Origin of the sequence: Chryseobacterium sp. C3 (assembly GCF_014218905.1) — a bacterium.
Classification (GTDB): domain Bacteria; phylum Bacteroidota; class Bacteroidia; order Flavobacteriales; family Weeksellaceae; genus Chryseobacterium; species Chryseobacterium mucoviscidosis.
Map to the genome: position 1 here is coordinate 718,481 of NZ_JACLCU010000001.1, position 15,155 is coordinate 733,635.

Annotated in this window: 15 protein-coding genes; 6 read left to right on the forward strand and 9 right to left on the reverse strand. The window is 34.4% G+C overall.

Going from position 1 to position 15,155, the window contains the following annotated elements; genetic code table 11:
* The first annotated feature begins 506 nt into the window (after positions 1–506).
* A complete protein-coding gene (locus H6W53_RS03250) occupies positions 507–1,988 on the forward strand; it encodes a S41 family peptidase (protein ID WP_317169723.1) in 1,482 nt (493 codons plus the stop codon).
* Between the two features lie 3 nt (positions 1,989–1,991).
* A complete protein-coding gene (locus H6W53_RS03255) occupies positions 1,992–2,555 on the forward strand; it encodes a YdcF family protein (protein WP_185204849.1) in 564 nt (187 codons plus the stop codon).
* A 39-nt stretch (positions 2,556–2,594) separates the two neighbouring features.
* Here H6W53_RS03255 and H6W53_RS03260 read toward each other — a convergent pair whose 3' ends face one another.
* Together H6W53_RS03260 and H6W53_RS03265 are read right to left on the reverse strand one after the other, a co-directional pair.
* Positions 2,595–3,191: a hypothetical protein gene (locus H6W53_RS03260; RefSeq protein WP_185204850.1), complete on the reverse strand. Its 597-nt coding sequence runs from the start codon at positions 3,189–3,191 to the stop codon at positions 2,595–2,597.
* Between the two features lie 17 nt (positions 3,192–3,208).
* Positions 3,209–3,709: an RNA polymerase sigma factor gene (locus H6W53_RS03265; protein WP_185204851.1), complete on the reverse strand. Its 501-nt coding sequence runs from the start codon at positions 3,707–3,709 to the stop codon at positions 3,209–3,211.
* Between the two features lie 348 nt (positions 3,710–4,057).
* Between H6W53_RS03265 and H6W53_RS03270 the strand changes: the two genes are divergently transcribed.
* Positions 4,058–4,888: an alpha/beta fold hydrolase gene (locus tag H6W53_RS03270; RefSeq protein WP_185204852.1), complete on the forward strand. Its 831-nt coding sequence runs from the start codon at positions 4,058–4,060 to the stop codon at positions 4,886–4,888.
* A 302-nt stretch (positions 4,889–5,190) separates the two neighbouring features.
* Here H6W53_RS03270 and H6W53_RS03275 read toward each other — a convergent pair whose 3' ends face one another.
* Both H6W53_RS03275 and H6W53_RS03280 read right to left on the reverse strand, forming a co-directional pair.
* Positions 5,191–6,819, reverse strand: coding sequence for an NADP-dependent glyceraldehyde-3-phosphate dehydrogenase (locus tag H6W53_RS03275; RefSeq protein ID WP_185204853.1), 1,629 nt, complete (start codon positions 6,817–6,819; stop codon positions 5,191–5,193).
* Positions 6,820–7,532: 713 nt separating this feature from the next.
* Positions 7,533–8,228 (reverse strand): TonB-dependent receptor plug domain-containing protein, encoded by a 696-nt coding sequence (locus tag H6W53_RS03280; protein WP_185204854.1) that lies wholly within the window; start codon positions 8,226–8,228, stop codon positions 7,533–7,535.
* A gap of 238 nt (positions 8,229–8,466) precedes the next feature.
* Here H6W53_RS03280 and H6W53_RS03285 point away from each other — a divergent pair, with 238 nt between their 5' ends.
* Entirely contained in the window at positions 8,467–8,967 is a 501-nt protein-coding gene (locus tag H6W53_RS03285) for a hypothetical protein (protein ID WP_185204855.1), read from the forward strand.
* A gap of 140 nt (positions 8,968–9,107) precedes the next feature.
* On the opposite strand, the gene H6W53_RS03290 is transcribed toward H6W53_RS03285, so the two are convergent.
* The 5 genes from H6W53_RS03290 to H6W53_RS03310 form a co-directional block, all read right to left on the reverse strand.
* Positions 9,108–9,377 (reverse strand): hypothetical protein, encoded by a 270-nt coding sequence (locus tag H6W53_RS03290; RefSeq protein ID WP_185204856.1) that lies wholly within the window; start codon positions 9,375–9,377, stop codon positions 9,108–9,110.
* Between the two features lie 5 nt (positions 9,378–9,382).
* Positions 9,383–10,153, reverse strand: a complete 771-nt coding sequence (locus tag H6W53_RS03295; RefSeq protein WP_185204857.1) for a hypothetical protein — start codon at positions 10,151–10,153, stop codon at positions 9,383–9,385.
* Positions 10,154–11,153: 1,000 nt separating this feature from the next.
* Positions 11,154–11,612 carry a hypothetical protein gene (locus H6W53_RS03300; protein ID WP_185204858.1) on the reverse strand — a complete coding sequence of 153 codons (459 nt, stop codon included), beginning with the start codon at positions 11,610–11,612 and terminating at the stop codon, positions 11,154–11,156.
* Between the two features lie 37 nt (positions 11,613–11,649).
* Positions 11,650–12,111, reverse strand: coding sequence for a hypothetical protein (locus tag H6W53_RS03305; protein WP_185204859.1), 462 nt, complete (start codon positions 12,109–12,111; stop codon positions 11,650–11,652).
* Positions 12,112–12,127: 16 nt separating this feature from the next.
* Positions 12,128–13,054, reverse strand: a complete 927-nt coding sequence (locus H6W53_RS03310) for a tetratricopeptide repeat protein (RefSeq protein ID WP_185204860.1) — start codon at positions 13,052–13,054, stop codon at positions 12,128–12,130.
* A gap of 483 nt (positions 13,055–13,537) precedes the next feature.
* Here H6W53_RS03310 and H6W53_RS03315 point away from each other — a divergent pair, with 483 nt between their 5' ends.
* Both H6W53_RS03315 and H6W53_RS03320 read left to right on the forward strand, forming a co-directional pair.
* On the forward strand, positions 13,538–13,990 hold the full coding sequence (locus H6W53_RS03315; RefSeq protein ID WP_185204861.1) for a hypothetical protein: 453 nt from the start codon (positions 13,538–13,540) through the stop codon (positions 13,988–13,990).
* A gap of 138 nt (positions 13,991–14,128) precedes the next feature.
* Complete coding sequence (locus H6W53_RS03320; RefSeq protein WP_185204862.1) at positions 14,129–15,115, forward strand: hypothetical protein; 987 nt, start codon at positions 14,129–14,131, stop codon at positions 15,113–15,115.
* Positions 15,116–15,155 lie beyond the last annotated feature (40 nt).

Consider the following 15,155-nt stretch of genomic DNA (forward strand, 5'->3'; position numbering starts at 1 on the left):
TTTCCAAAAAAATAGTTTAAACAAATTTAAAAAATAATTTGCATATTAACATACCTTTTGAGGTTAAATTTAAAATGAATTAAAAAACTCCATTTTAATAATTAAGTCTGTTTAAACTTTTATTTAACCGCAAAAGTCACAAAAGATCTACTAAATTTTTTATTTAAAGTTGATCATTATAAATGAAAAAGAACACAATAGTTTTTAAAAATCTTTGATTTTTATTCTTTTAAGCGCTTTGATTATCTTGGAAATTCGCTTTAACATCATCTTTTGTCTCTTTTGCGGTTAATTCTGAAATTAGTTTAAACAAGTTTAATACAAAGTGGCGAAATCCAAAATGCTTTATTTAATTTGAAATATGTTAAAATTTTAAATATTTTGATTGTTTTTGGTAAACGTCAACAATTCATTATGTTAAAGTAATTATTTTAGCATTGGTAAAATTGAAAATGCGCCTCAGAAATTATTTCATATTAGTATTAATTGTCTCGCTATGCTCTTGTGTGTCTGTAAAAAAGCACAATGAGCAGCAGAAAGTATGTATTTCCCCCGAAAAACTGAAAGAGGATGTTGATTTTGCGTATTCTAAACTGAAGGAAACGCACCCAAATCTTTATTGGTACATCACCAGAGAAACACTGGATTTTAAGTTTGACAGTCTTAAACAAACGATTCAGGAGCCGCTTACGCCACTTCAGTTTTATTTTAAATTGCAGCCTGTGATTGCCGAAATCCGTGAAGGTCATCTTTCGTTGAGAATTCCGTCTAAAAGAATTAACAAAAAAGAAATTAAAGCACTGGAAGGGAAAAAAGGAATGTTCAGCCGTTTTGAATATTATGTGAAAAACGACAGGCTTTACATTATCGAAAATAAAGATTCGATCCAAAATATAAAGCCGGGAACAGAAATTCTCTCGATTGATAAGGTTCCTGTTTCTGAATATATTAAACGGTATAAAAAACTGATCAGCAGTGATGGTTTCAACACGACTTTTCAGCCTTATTTCCTGAAGGATGTTTTCTTCAATTATTATGTTGCAGAAAAAGGCTACGAAAACCGTGCAACTCTGGAAACGGTTTATCATGGAGAAAAGAGGACTTATGAAATCACAAGGGAATCAAAATCTGACGAGGATCTTAAGAAAGACAAGGAAAACAAAAAGCGGACGCAGGAGAAAAAAGTGAATGATTACGTTGCTTTCAGCAATTCTTATAACCGGAATTTTAAATTTTTAGATCAGGACAGTACGGTTGCGTACATTCAGGTGAAAAGTTTTTCGGGTGTTTTTTCTTCGAAGTTTTATAAAGAAACGTTCAGAAAGATTAAAAAAGCGGATGCAAAATATTTAATTATCGATATTCGGAATAATTACGGCGGTTCGCTTGAAGAAATTAATAATCTGTATTCTTATCTTAGTTCTGAGCCTTATACTTTGATAAAACCGTCACAGGTAATCTCGAAATCGTCGCCTCTGAAAACCAATTATTTCAGAAAATCCGGTTTTTTGCAGTATGCTTTCAAAACATTGATGTATCCTGCATTTTTCTTCGGACAGACTTTCAGCACGTATAAAAAAGACGGCAAATTTTATTACAAAACCAGAGCCGATAAAGTATCTAAACCCAAAAATGATGTTTTTAAAGGGAAAGTTTTTGTACTGATTAATGGCTCGAGTTTTTCAGCATCTTCTATTTTAACCTCAAAGCTTAAAAATGATAAGAAAGCAGTTCTTGTGGGTGAGGAAACCGGAGGAGCCAATGACGGTACGGTTGCGGGATTTTATTCTTTTCAAACGCTGCCTAATTCAAAGATCGATCTGCCTATCGGAGTTCTTCTGGTACAGCCCAATATTACGTTTACTGATACTAAAAAGGGAGTTGTTCCGGATGTGAAAGTTTCTGAAACCATGGAGGATATTCTTGAGAAAAAAGATCCGCAACTGGATTGGATAATCAACGAAATTGAAAAAGAAAAACGTCCATAACTGATGTCAAAAAGTATTTTAAAAATCTTAAAAATCATAGCTACTGCTCTGTTTTTATGGTTTATCATTCACTCCATTTATATTGTTACCGATGGTCTTTCTGATCAGGGAAAACGTGCCGATCTTTCCGTTATTCTGGGAAGTAAAGTGAATGAAGACGGGACTTTATCGACAAGGCTTGAAAAACGTCTGGAAACCGGAATTGCGTTGTATCAGCAACACAGAGTCCAAAAGATTCTCGTGAGTGGCGGATTGGGAAAGGAAGGATTTTACGAAGGGGATAAAATGAAAGAGTTTCTCCTTAGCAAAGGAATTCCTGATTCTGTAATTATTGTTGATAATAAAGGAGATAACACAAGATTAACCGTTGAAAACACGCTTAATCTTGAGCCTCAGTTACATTTTAAGAGTATTATCGTTGTTTCCCAATATTTTCATGTTACCCGAACCAAAAAACTATTTGAAGATCAAGGTTTTGAAAATGTAAGTTCAGCAAGTCCGGCTTATTTTGAATGGCGGGATCTGTATTCGATTTTGCGTGAATTTCCGGCTTATTATACGCAATAAAGGTTTTCGGCGGCTTCGCCGCCGAAAACCAATCAAAATTTATTTTTTCAGTTCAGAGAAAAGCGTTTCAATCTGCTTGATATATTTTCCGTAGAACACATTAAACCAAAGTTTCCCCAGTAAAAGCAGCAAAGGCATCGTGATAATCATGGTAGAAATTAGCGTGATGGCAATCTGTGTATCCGATAAAGGAACCGGTCTTGGTATAAACTCCAGAACGATAATAAGTTCGCAGACTAAAAACGGGACAAAAGCAAGATAAAAAGACAAATAGTATTGCTTATTCAGGTTAAACTGATGCAAAAGATCCTGCAGACTGTCATACGTTTTCATCATCGTCTCGCTCATGTTTTTATACAGCTTAAAAAACTGACTGTAGAAGAAAAAGGTTACAAAAACCATGGATCCTATAAGAATCGTGATGTAAAATTTAAACTTAAAAGATCCTGCACAGACGGCAATTAAGGCAAAAGCAAAAACGAAAATAGCCACGGTGGACCAAAATTCCATCCGCATATTTTTACGGATTTTTTCCAGCGGAAGATGGATTCTGTTTTTCTGCTCAATGCTTATTTCAGGGGTTTCGTCGAAAGAATGATCTTCATTCCATGTATTTTTAAGGTCGTCTATATTCATGATGTCTGATTTAAATGTTATTGTGTATTTGCGTTTAAGATATCTTTCAGCTTGTTTTTGGCGCGGTTCATTTTTACCCTTACATTTCCTTCGGAAATCCCCATTTGTTCGGCAATCTGCTTTCCGGAAAAATCTTCGAGATAATAGAAAATAAAAGCTTTGTCAATAGGATTCAACTGATGAATGGCTTTGTACATGGCATTCAGTTTTTCTTCTTTTTCATGATCAAATTCTTCCTGTATGATTTTATATTCCGAAAAATCTTCAGTTCCTATAAAACTCCTTCTTTTTTCGTTTTTAAGAAAAATAATGGCTGTATTCAGGGCAATTCTGTACAGCCAGGTCGAAAATTCACTTTCTCCTTTAAATTTCGGATAGGCTTTCCAGACCTGATAGGTGATCTCCTGAAAAAGATCATCGCGGTCTTCTTTTTCGCCCATGTACATTTTAGAAATCTTAAAAATGATTCCTTTATGTTTTTCTATTTCTCTTAAAAATTCGTGTTCTAATGAGGTCATAATTTTACGCTCTATAGAATTAGTTTGCCCTTTATAAAAATGTTACAGTTTTTTAATTTAAAACAGCGTAATTTCATCAGGAAAAGCTTTAAAAGCATTTAATATTCAAATGATTGCATTTTACTAATTGTATCAGACTTCTGCTTGATGTAAAGATTCCAAATCAAAATGAATTTATGTTTTGGCTGCAGCTAAATCTTTCTGATTATTAAAATGGATTAAAGCCTATTTCTATCAATATTTCTAAATGCTGCATTTTGTTACAATAATTGTTTTAAATTTTTACATACCACATTGTTATTTATGGCTTAATATTTGAAATTCATCAGTAACACCAAAAATATAAATATGCCTTACATTACAAAACAGGACGATCAGAACGTTCAGCTTTACTATGAAGATTTCGGATCCGGACAACCCATTATTTTAATCCACGGATGGCCGTTAAGCGGAAAATCGTGGGAAATGCAGATTCCGGTACTTTTAAATTTAGGATACCGCGTGATCGCATACGACAGAAAAGGTTTCGGAAAATCTTCACCAACTTATGACGGATACGATTATGACGGACTGGCAAAAGATCTTTATGAAATCATCTCACAGTTAGACCTTAAAAATGTTATCCTCTTCGGATTTTCTATGGGAGGTGGAGAAGTCGTGCGTTATTTAACGAATTATGGTTCAGAAAATGTAGACAAAGTCGCTTTAATTTCATCCATCATTCCGATTGTAAAACAGAAAGAAGACAATCCGGACGGAGTTCCTAAGGAAAAACTGGACGAGATCATGAATGCGCTGAAAACAGACCGAATCACTTTCCTTGAATCTTTCCACAAAGATTTTTATAATTTCGGAATGCTTTCAAAGCCTGTAAGCCAGAAACAACTGGATTTCGACTGGGCAATTGCTTCTTTCGCGAATCCTATTGCCACCATAAAATGTGCTGAAAGCTGGGCAAATACAGATTTCCGTCCCGAATTAGCCAACGTTAACGTAAGAACACTGATTGTTCATGGAGACTCGGATAATATTGTCCCGATTGATACTGCGGGAAAACAGGCTGCACAGGGAATTGCCAATAATGAATTTGTTGTCATTGAAGGTGCGCCTCACGGTTTAAATGTAACCCATGCAGATGATTTAAACAGTATTATCAGCAGATTTTTAACGGAAAAATAACTTTTCTTCCAAATATATGTTTTTGATTTTTACTAATCAAATAATCCGCAGTCCTTTCAGACTGCGGATTTTGTTTTATGGTCTTTATTTAACTAATTTCAAATTAAGCCGAAAAAATAAAGCTAAGCTTAAGAATAATCAAATTGCTTAAAATAGGAAAATCAAAGATTTTCATGGACTAATGTGTTCTAATATTAAGCTTAGAAATTATTTAAAATCTTATGTGACTAATGTGTTTAAAAAAAACTCTTAAGCCTGTTAACTCTTAATAAAGTTCCAAAATCACGTTAAAAGATCATTAATTAAAAAATATAATCCGTACTCAGGAAATTAGAGTCATGATCTCTTACAATTGTGTTCAGGAGATTTTTATTGGAATCTGTAACTTTTGCAGCCACCAAAGAACGGATTGAGAATGAACGAAGCGCATCAAAAACAGAAAGCGTTCCTTCCGCACTGTCTTTTCTTCCGGTGAAAGGAAAAACATCCGGTCCGCGCTGAGCCTGACAATTGATATTCACTCGGCTTACCAGATTCACAAAAGGATCAATTAATCTGGAAACTTCCATCGCATCTTCACTGAAAATACTCACCTGCATTCCATGATCTGCATGAACCTGATACTCGATGGGTTCCTCGATATCATCAAAAGGAACCACCGGAATTACAGGACCGAACTGCTCTTCATGATACAGCTTCATTTCATGATTTACCGGATAAACCACTGCCGGAAAAACAAAAGATTCTTCTGTAAAACCACCGTTTTCATTTAAAACTTTAGCACCTTTCGACAGCGCATCATCTATACATTCTTTCAGATAAGAAGGCTTATTCACTTCCGGAAGCGGAGTGATTTTCACGTCTTTTTCCCAAGGAAGTCCCGGTTTCATGGCAGAAACGGCTTCTGTCAATTTGCGGGTAAATTCTTCTGCCACCTCTTTCTGAACAAAAATCAATTTCAAAGCGGTACATCGTTGTCCGTTAAAAGACAGAGATCCCAAAATACATTCGCTCACGGCAACATCCAGATTGGCGTGTTTTGTAACGACAGCCGCATTCTTAGCATCTAAACTTAAAATCGCTCTTAAACGATTAACTTTCGGATGCAGTTTCTTCAGTCCATTCGCAACTTTACTCGATCCGATGAATGCAAGAACATTCACCTTTCCGCTTTCCATGATCGGTGTGATGATTTCAGAACCTTTTCCGTACAATGTATTTACCGTTCCTTTCGGGAAAGCTTCTTTAAAAGCATTTAATAAAGGGTAATGTGCTAAAACACCATGTTTTGGAAGTTTAAACAGAATGGTATTTCCCATAATCAACGCCGGAATAAGCGTCGTGAAGATTTCATTTAAAGGATAATTGAAAGGTCCCATGCTTAACACCACACCAAGCGGAGCTCTTCTTATCTGGGCAATCGTACCTTCCGCCTGCTGAAAACGGGAAGATTCTCTGTCGAGATCTTTCAGCGCATCAATCGTATGGTTGATGTAATCCACCGTTCTGTCGAATTCTTTCGTAGAATCTGCCAATGTTTTCCCGATCTCCCACATCAGCAATCTGATCACAAGATCTCTCTGCTGAATCATTAAGTATACAAATTTCTGCATACATTTTATTCTCCCTTCCACAGACATTGTTGGCCACTCTCCCAGTCCGTTGTCATACGCTTTTACGCAGGCATCCAAAACTTTCATGGCTTCATCGGGACCGATATTCGGGATGCTTCCCAACAGTTTTCTCTTTAGACCATTTTCTGTACGAATACAGACCGGAGAATAAATATTCTGAATCTCTCCGTTCCATTCTACCAATTCGCCATTGAGAAGGTATTCCCGCTGATGAATTTCAGGAACTTTATATGCTTCGGGAATTTCGTTTTCGGATTTGAATATTTCATGAAATGACGGGGTGTTTGCTGAACTCATAAATCTTTTATTTTTTTAATATAGGTAAGGTTACAATTTGTATATAATAAAGGTAGACCTAAAAATCGGTTTTAAAAAGACGGATGCAATAGATTTGCTCTATTTAAAACAAAAATTAACATTCCGCTTCCAGATTACGAACGTCTATCATTTTTTTCTTCTGTGACCTTCTAAGTATTGAAAATAAAAACTCATGTGATTGATGTGTTATATTTAAAATAATAAAATTGCTCTGTCATTCAGAATGAAATTTTGCGCAGCATTATGCAATGAAGAATCTATTAAGATGCAGTTATTTTTAGATTTTTCAACTCCACTTCGTTGCACTCAAAATGACAGTGTTGCAGATTAAAATGTAAGTGCTTTTTTTTTAACCACAAAAGCCACAAAAGATTTTGATGCATTTATAAAAGATAATAAGCATAAGAATAAAAAGAACACAACAGTTTTTAAAAATCTTTGATTTTTATGCTTTTGAGGACTTTAATTATTCTAAAAATAGGCTTTATCACTATCTTTTGTGCCTTTTGTGGTTAAATTTTTCTGTCATTCTGAATGGAATTTTGCGAAGCATTATGCAATGAAGAATCTATTAAAATGCAGTTGCTTTAGATTTTTCGGCTCCACTTCGTTACGCTCAAAATGACAGCCATATCAATTAAAAAATTTTTGATTAGTATAGTATTTTGCTATTATTATTTACATTGAAAAAATCATTTCGTCTTCACCAAAATAACTCCGTTTTTTCCTTTCTCACCATAAATTGCAGTTGCTGAAGCTCCCTTCAAAATATTCATTGTTTTTATGGACTTCTGGTCTAATTTCCGGAACTTCTTTTCGCTGATGATCTTTCCGTCCAGAACATACAACGGTCTGTAATCATCAATTTTAACGGAATGAATTCCTCCGAGAATCAGCCTGTCCGAATGAATTGTATCACTTATCTTTACACCAGAAGTCATTCCTCTTAATTGAGCTGCAGATTTTTCAGCCGGATGTTCTTCAGAAGTTACTGTTGTAATACCTGTAACCATTTGTTTACATTCTTTCTTAGTAGTAAATCCTGTGAGAATAACCTCATCTATCATTTCCGCTTTTACAGAATCATTAACCATTTTCTTCTGCGCATTCAGTGCGACAAAGCCCGCTGTTGTAAAAACAAAGCCTACTGCAAATTTGGTAAGGAGTGAATTGAGATAAGAATACTGCAGATCTCTGTCGAGTTGAGATTCGTTGAAATTTCCGCAGATATTTTCTGATGTGTTGGAAAAAGCATTGATGATTTCTTCATCCGAAGCGTTCGTAAAATCTCTCACCGTCTTTGAACAGACAGCGCAAAATCGTCCTTTGTCTTCGGGAGTCATTGTCGCCCAGTTTTCGTGACATGGTTTTGGTATCGTGATTTTCATACTGATCTTTTCTTATAAAGATGCATGGCTTGATGAAAAGGTTGGAAAAGGGAATGATTTTTTTTAAACCGGATCAAAATTTTCATTAATAGCAAACCGAAGGTTTAACGAAGTTAAGAGTAACAAAAAGATGGGGATAATAATTTAAGTTTGGATGTAACATATCAATCTACTCAAAAAATTTTACGATATTTCGGAACTTAAAAACAGGACAATTATTTATTGATTTTTAATTACCATGAAGGAAGAAAATATAGAACGGCTTAATTCTCTGTTTTCCAATTTAAAAACGGAAGAACAAAAACTGCAGGAAAGTCTTGCCAAGAAGAAAAGCGAGGAAGATATGTTTATTGAAGGGTTCAGAACGCTGAGTAAAAACCTCATCGAACCCAAAATGCAGGAATTCAGAAGGATGTTGAGAGAAAACGGATTTGGCTGTAGGGTAACTTTTAATGAAGAAAATAAAAACGGTTTGGGCGTCAATTCACAAACCCATATGAAACTTCAGATTTCCAGAAATGTGGAATCTAATTTTTATGCGAATGATAAATTTCCGCACATCATGTTCGTTGCCGATAAAAATCTGAAACGCATCGGAATTCATCAGGACACCATCTTCCAGAACGGAACCGGAACCGCTGCTTTCAAAGAGCAGAAATACACTCTGGAAACAATTACCGAAGAAAATATTGAAAAAGAAATTTTAGAATCGATTGAAAATATACTGATGAACAGATAAAAATAAATTGCCCGTCAATTATTTTATCATAAACCTTCTACAGGCTCAGTGTTACACCGTTGAAAATAACAGTTTGCACCGAAGAAGTCATACTGAGCTTGTAGAAGGATCTTTTTACTTTAAAATTTAAGTCAAAAACTCTAAAAATTCTTGGTATACCAGAAAACAAGTGCCGTAAACATAAAGGTGAGAATAAACCAGACAAAAGCTGTCACTACAATTCCTGCTGCACCATACAGAATAATGCTGAACGTTTTGTTCGCGGTTCCTGAATTTTTCAACAGGGCATAATTTTCGCCTTTAAAGAAACGAACCGTTAAAAATATAAGAATTCCAATACAGCTAACCGTAGAAAACAGCACCCCCATTAAAGGCTCAAAAATAGATCCGCAAGATAAAACAGTCATCATTTTCATTAATTATTTACATTCAGGTGAAAATATCTCGGATCGGGATATTGAAATTCAAAATTCAGTTCTTCCATTAATTTTGCAGGGGAAATTATTCTTCCCGTAGTTCTTCTTTCTCCTTCGTAAGGCAGATCTTTCTGCGCATTGATGACTTCTTCTTTGTTGGGATGAATCGGCGCAACAATATTATAAACTTTAGCCTGAGATTTCTGGTCTAACATTTTTTCAACAACCGAACAGATGTCTGCATAATGAATATGATTCACCAAGTGATCCGGATGGGATATATTGTAATTTTTCAGCAATCTTTCGCCGCCCATTAAACCGCCTAATCTCAGGATATTGGTTTGAGGGAATTTCTCCAGCATAAAGTTTTCACTTTCCACTTCCGCTGCCGGAAGATCATCCTCTGTAAATTCTTTTTCGATATCCGGATAAACGCCTGTGGAACTTGTATAAAAAATCTGTCGGTTAAAATCTCCTATAAAACGAAGCAGGTTTTCCCTTTTTCCCGTCATCGGAATTCTGGAACCTCTGAGTCCCGAAAAAGGAACGGCAACAATAATGGCGTCCAGTTCAGAAGCTGTTTTCCACGGTTTCATGTAAGAATCAATTTCATCGGAAAATTTTACCAGATCCACATGATATCCTTTAGATTTCAGAATATCCAGTTTTGATTCTGTTGTAGTGGTCGCAAAAATTTCATAGTTTTTAGACAGATGCTCCGCCAAATGATTTCCCAACCAGCCACAGCCGATGATCCCGAGTTTCTTCATATTTTTTATTTGCCGAAAATTACAATTTTATTATGACTTCTCAGCGCTGAAAATTGTAAAAAATAAGCTAAGTATGATCACTTTTTTTAACCACAAAAGGTACAAAAGATTTTGATTAAGCTGATTTTTAGAATTATAAAAGTTCTCAAAAGAATAAAAATCAAAGATTTTTAAAAACTGTTGTGTTCTTTTATTCTTACGCTTGTTAACTTTAATGAAGCATCAAAATCTTTTGTGACTTTTGTGGTTAAAAAAAGCCTTCTTAAGCTGCAACACTGTCATTTTGAGCGGAACGAAGTGAAGCCGAAAAATCTCAAATAACTGCATTTTAAAAGATTCTTCATTCCATAATGCTTTGCAAAATTTCATTCAGAATGACAGAGTGATTTTACTGTTTTAAAATATAACACTTAAGTCACATAAGTTTAGTTTAATGAATAATTAGAAGTTCACATAAGAAAAAAATCAAAGATTTTCATAAACTAATGTGTTCTGATCTAAAGATTAAATTATTTAAAATCTTATGTGACTTAAGTGTTTAAAAAAAACTCTTTCATTTAATCTGCAGCACTGTCATTTTGAGCGCAACGAAGTGGAGCCGAAAAATCTAAAAATAGATTTATTTAAAGAAATTCTTCATTGCATAATGCTTCGCAAAATTTCATTCTGAAGGACAGAGGAATTTTACCACAAACGGCACAAAAGATAATGATAAAGCGAAGTTTCAGAATAATAAAAGTTCTCAAAAGTATAAAAATCAAAGATTTTTTAAAACTGTTGTGTGCTTTTATTCTTATCCTTGTTAACTTTAAAAGCTTTTGTGGCTTTTGTGGTTAAAAAGTACGTGTATTTAATCTACAAAGCTTTCATGTTAACAAATTCTTCATTGCATATTGCTTCGCAAAATTTCATTCAGAATGACAGATTTCCTTTACGGATTTCGTGGTTAAATTTAAAACGATTGTTATCTAAAAATTCATTTCAAAAAATTACGTTCAGATCAATCTTCAGATTCTCTGAGATTGTGATGAAAAAATACGGTTAAAAGCAATGGATTGTTGAAATCATCTGCTGTTTCGATCTTCGGCTTTTGTTTAAAAAAAGAATTTCTGAAGCTGAATGTCATCATTAAAGCATCATCCTGAAAACGGTATAAAGAAACATTTATATTGATAAAACCCTTTGATCTGTAGAAATATATTTCGGTATATTGATCCTGATAATGAAATATTCTTTGGTTTACGCGATCAATCATTACGACAACATTTCCCTTTTCATCAAAGTATTCAGTTTTCTCCCAAAAAAAACCTGAATATTTAATTCTGTATATCTGATCTTTGATTTTCAGCCTTTCGTTTGTTGAAAAAACAAAATCAGCAAGCCTTTCCCCAACGATATTCCCTGCTTCATCTAAAAGCTGACAAGAAGATAAAATTTGTTTTATCGTGAATAATTTCATCCTTTAAAAATATCATTTTCCTGATGAAAAACAATTTTTACTTTACAAATAAATCTTCGCAGGTATACTTAAGCTTTTTGTTATTGATGCTTACTCTTCCCTTATATTCGTAGAGAGAAACCGAATCGAAATGCACTGCAATTTTATGAATCTCAATTTCAAGATCCACATCATGGTTGTTCGAAAATCTTAAGATCTGTTTTTTCTGGTTGCCCAATGAATCTGTAATCTTTTTATTCTCGCTTAATTTTACGGTATCTTCATAGACTCTGTAATCTTTTTTCCATCCCTGAAATTCATCAAGCCCGATGTAGAACAATGAATCATTGATCCTTTTTAGGGAAAACAGATCATACATACAGTGCATCGTAAGATCGCTCAGGTTTTCTTTGTTATTAAAACTGCTGTTTAAATAATCCCACTCGTCCTTTTTCACCTCATGATCTTTTTTACAGGAAACCAAAGCCAGAAATAGAAAAATGTAAAATATTTTATTCATAAAAAACAAGTTGAGATTAAAAAATTTTCTTTCTGAATACAAAAACAATCACTCCCGAAAATAGCAGATACGCGATTGCTACACAAAAACTAATCAGTTCGGTTCTTCGTATGGGTTTGGTCTGAAACTTAATTTCCTTAATTGCTTTCTTTTGTACATGATCGATTACAGGCGGTGTATACAACGCCAGTCTTTCTTCAAGAACAGGCTTATTAAAACCGTACTCTTTTGCCATTTTATAAGTTTCTGCAGCTTCTTCTTTTTCCTGCATCAGATAAGAAATATTTCCGAGATCAAATAAAAGCTGTGCTACGATTTTATCCTTCGGTTTTACAAAAGAAATCCTCTCATTAAGCTGGTAATACAATTGCTTTCTTAAAACAAAAAGTTCCCCATTACCTCTTTCCGATTCAGGAAATTTTCCATTCCCAAAATCATTTCCGATTAAAAATCTGGAATTGATCAATTTTCCGCCTTTCATTTTGGCTTTCAGAATATTGATGTGAATCCATTCGGAGCCGTAGTGAGAATTCGGGTTTATTTTTACTGCTTTTTCAATCCAGCGCAACGCTTCGGCATTATTCCCGATCAGTTCATAAGCGGTACCGATATTGGAAGCGGTAGAATATCGGTTGGGTTCCGCTTTTTCAATCTTTTTGTAAAGTTCAATGGCTTCCTTATATTTTCCCTGAATAATCAGGATCAGTCCTTTATCTGAAAGGTAATTCAGTTTTCCTGTTTCCCTGTAACCCTTTTCCAGCGATAACAGTATTTTATTCAGTTCTTCGGTATTGGTAAAAGAATGACCATAAGGAACATATCCTTCATAGTCTTCATAAAGAATAGTTCCGTCTTCGAGATGCAGTGTTTCTCCGTTCAGGCATCCGAATGCAGGAACAGAAAATAAAACACCGAACAGTACACTAAAAAAATATTTCCTCATATCCGATTTCTATGGTTATAAGTTTAAAAAGTTTTTATTTGCAAAAGATACAAAACCTGCTGCATAAAATTAATTTTTATAATTAAATAAGTCACATTATTTTAACCAAATATAAAAGATCACACGAGAAGAAAATCAAAGATTTTTAAAACTAATGTGTTCTGATCTAAAGCTTAGAAATTATTATAAATCTTATGTGACTGATGTGTTTAAAAACACTGTCATTTAATCTGTAACACTGTCATTTTGAGCGCAACGAAGTGGAGTCGAAAAATCTAAAAATAACTGCATCTTAACAGATTCTTCATTCCATAATGCTTCGCAAAATTCCATTCTGAATGGCAGCATAAGAAAATCTACGCGCTTGATTCGGTACGCACATCAAGCGAAATCTCCAATTTTTTCTGGGGTGGTTTTTCTCAACGGTATGAACTGACGGAAAAGGAAGCGGCAGACAAACCGAATCAGTTTTTAAAACAAGGCATGATTAACGAGGACAGCCATATTCAGTTTCTGAAGGATCATTTTTCGGAGTTTAAAACACTGGCTGCACTGGTAGGGAAAAGCAGAAATTTAATTTATGTAAACCAAAGTTCTCTGCAAAGGGTAGATGGTATTTTTAAAGAAAACAATGGATACTGGTCTTATGTGATTCCGCAAAAATCGCCTTTCCCGATCTCGGCAAAAATAAAAGCGGAAGGGAATTACCGCTTCAGCTCCTTGCAGCAACAGATTCTTGAACAGATGAAGAAAGTAAATATTTATTCGATTGTGAAAACAGACTTGGGAATGTTCTTTCTTCTGGACGGATTTTCAGATAATTCTTACGGCTATTATTTTTCTCCGTCGGGAATGCTGGAAAACAACAATCACTTGTTTGAGATCATGAGTTCCCGGAATATCAGCGACGGATTTTACTATTATATTGCGAATTAGGGAGGGTTAAAATTGATATTGCATCGCTGTTTGCCAAATGTATCGTCATTGGTTTCTCGTTAATAATTGGATTATATTTGCTGATAAATCTAATAAACTTAGATTTTCAATATAAAAAACTACAGACAACCATTAATTATGCAAAGACAGACCATAAATGATGCCTATTTTTCAACATTAACATGGACGGATCATCATTTAATAGACCTGGCAAATTCGGCAACTCTTTTTTTACCGGACGAACAGATTAAAAAGCTTGAAAACTATTATTTACCATTTTCTTTTGACAGTGCGTTAAGTTCTTCCGATGGTGTATACTCAGTTGTTTACAACAGACTCGGCACAAAGGGTCTCATCATGAAGAATAAAAAAATCTTAAGAGAAATCAACCGTTCTTATTATCATGCAGGCGTCTACGAGTACCCTATTGCATTCGCTAAACTTAAAGATGGAAGAGATATTCTTATTCACTGCCCAAATGAATACAACAGGCTGGAATTTGAAGAAGTTGAAACAGGATTACTTCTGACAGACCATGCAGACAGAAATCCTTCACATTTTTTTCATTCACGCCTTGAAGTAAGCCCGGATAATAAAACTTTTTTAAGCAAAGGCTGGGCATGGCATCCGTATGATTTTGTGGAAATTTTTGATATTGAAGAATGTTTAGAGAGTCCTAAAGCATTGGATAAAAGCAAACTTATTCCTGATGTTTCTGCTGAAATCTGTACAGCAAGTTTTATTACTAACGAATTGGTTTTAATTGGCTCTCCAAATGAAACGGAGCCTTTTGATGATGAACCCTCCGATCTGCTTGAAAACGGTGAAATTGGGATCTGGAATGTTACAACAAATGAAATATCAGATATAATTAAGCCCAACTGTAAGGTGGGCGGAAATTTAATAGCAATAGATGATACATTCGCTTGGGAATTATTCAGGCATCCTAAAATTATCAATTTCAGAACAGGAGAAATTGTAGAAGAAATAAAAGAAATTTATTCCGGTAAGCAGATTTCATCAATTATACACTCTACATCTGATTTACCTTTAATAACATTTAATAGAAAAACAAAACAGATTGCAATAGCTAAAGATACAACGATTGAAATACTTACTAAATAATATCAATACGAAAGTTTTGAGAACTTTTTAATTAAAAACA

Coding starts and splice junctions, on each gene's coding strand:
- H6W53_RS03255 (WP_185204849.1), top strand. CDS start 1,992: ATGTCAAAAAGTATTTTAAAAATCTTAAAAATCATAGCTACTGCTCTG.
- H6W53_RS03260 (WP_185204850.1), bottom strand. CDS start 3,191: ATGAATATAGACGACCTTAAAAATACATGGAATGAAGATCATTCTTTC.
- H6W53_RS03265 (WP_185204851.1), bottom strand. CDS start 3,709: ATGACCTCATTAGAACACGAATTTTTAAGAGAAATAGAAAAACATAAA.
- H6W53_RS03270 (WP_185204852.1), top strand. CDS start 4,058: ATGCCTTACATTACAAAACAGGACGATCAGAACGTTCAGCTTTACTAT.
- H6W53_RS03275 (WP_185204853.1), bottom strand. CDS start 6,819: ATGAGTTCAGCAAACACCCCGTCATTTCATGAAATATTCAAATCCGAA.
- H6W53_RS03280 (WP_185204854.1), bottom strand. CDS start 8,228: ATGAAAATCACGATACCAAAACCATGTCACGAAAACTGGGCGACAATG.
- H6W53_RS03285 (WP_185204855.1), top strand. CDS start 8,467: ATGAAGGAAGAAAATATAGAACGGCTTAATTCTCTGTTTTCCAATTTA.
- H6W53_RS03290 (WP_185204856.1), bottom strand. CDS start 9,377: ATGATGACTGTTTTATCTTGCGGATCTATTTTTGAGCCTTTAATGGGG.
- H6W53_RS03295 (WP_185204857.1), bottom strand. CDS start 10,153: ATGAAGAAACTCGGGATCATCGGCTGTGGCTGGTTGGGAAATCATTTG.
- H6W53_RS03300 (WP_185204858.1), bottom strand. CDS start 11,612: ATGAAATTATTCACGATAAAACAAATTTTATCTTCTTGTCAGCTTTTA.
- H6W53_RS03305 (WP_185204859.1), bottom strand. CDS start 12,111: ATGAATAAAATATTTTACATTTTTCTATTTCTGGCTTTGGTTTCCTGT.
- H6W53_RS03310 (WP_185204860.1), bottom strand. CDS start 13,054: ATGAGGAAATATTTTTTTAGTGTACTGTTCGGTGTTTTATTTTCTGTT.
- H6W53_RS03315 (WP_185204861.1), top strand. CDS start 13,538: ATGATTAACGAGGACAGCCATATTCAGTTTCTGAAGGATCATTTTTCG.
- H6W53_RS03320 (WP_185204862.1), top strand. CDS start 14,129: ATGCAAAGACAGACCATAAATGATGCCTATTTTTCAACATTAACATGG.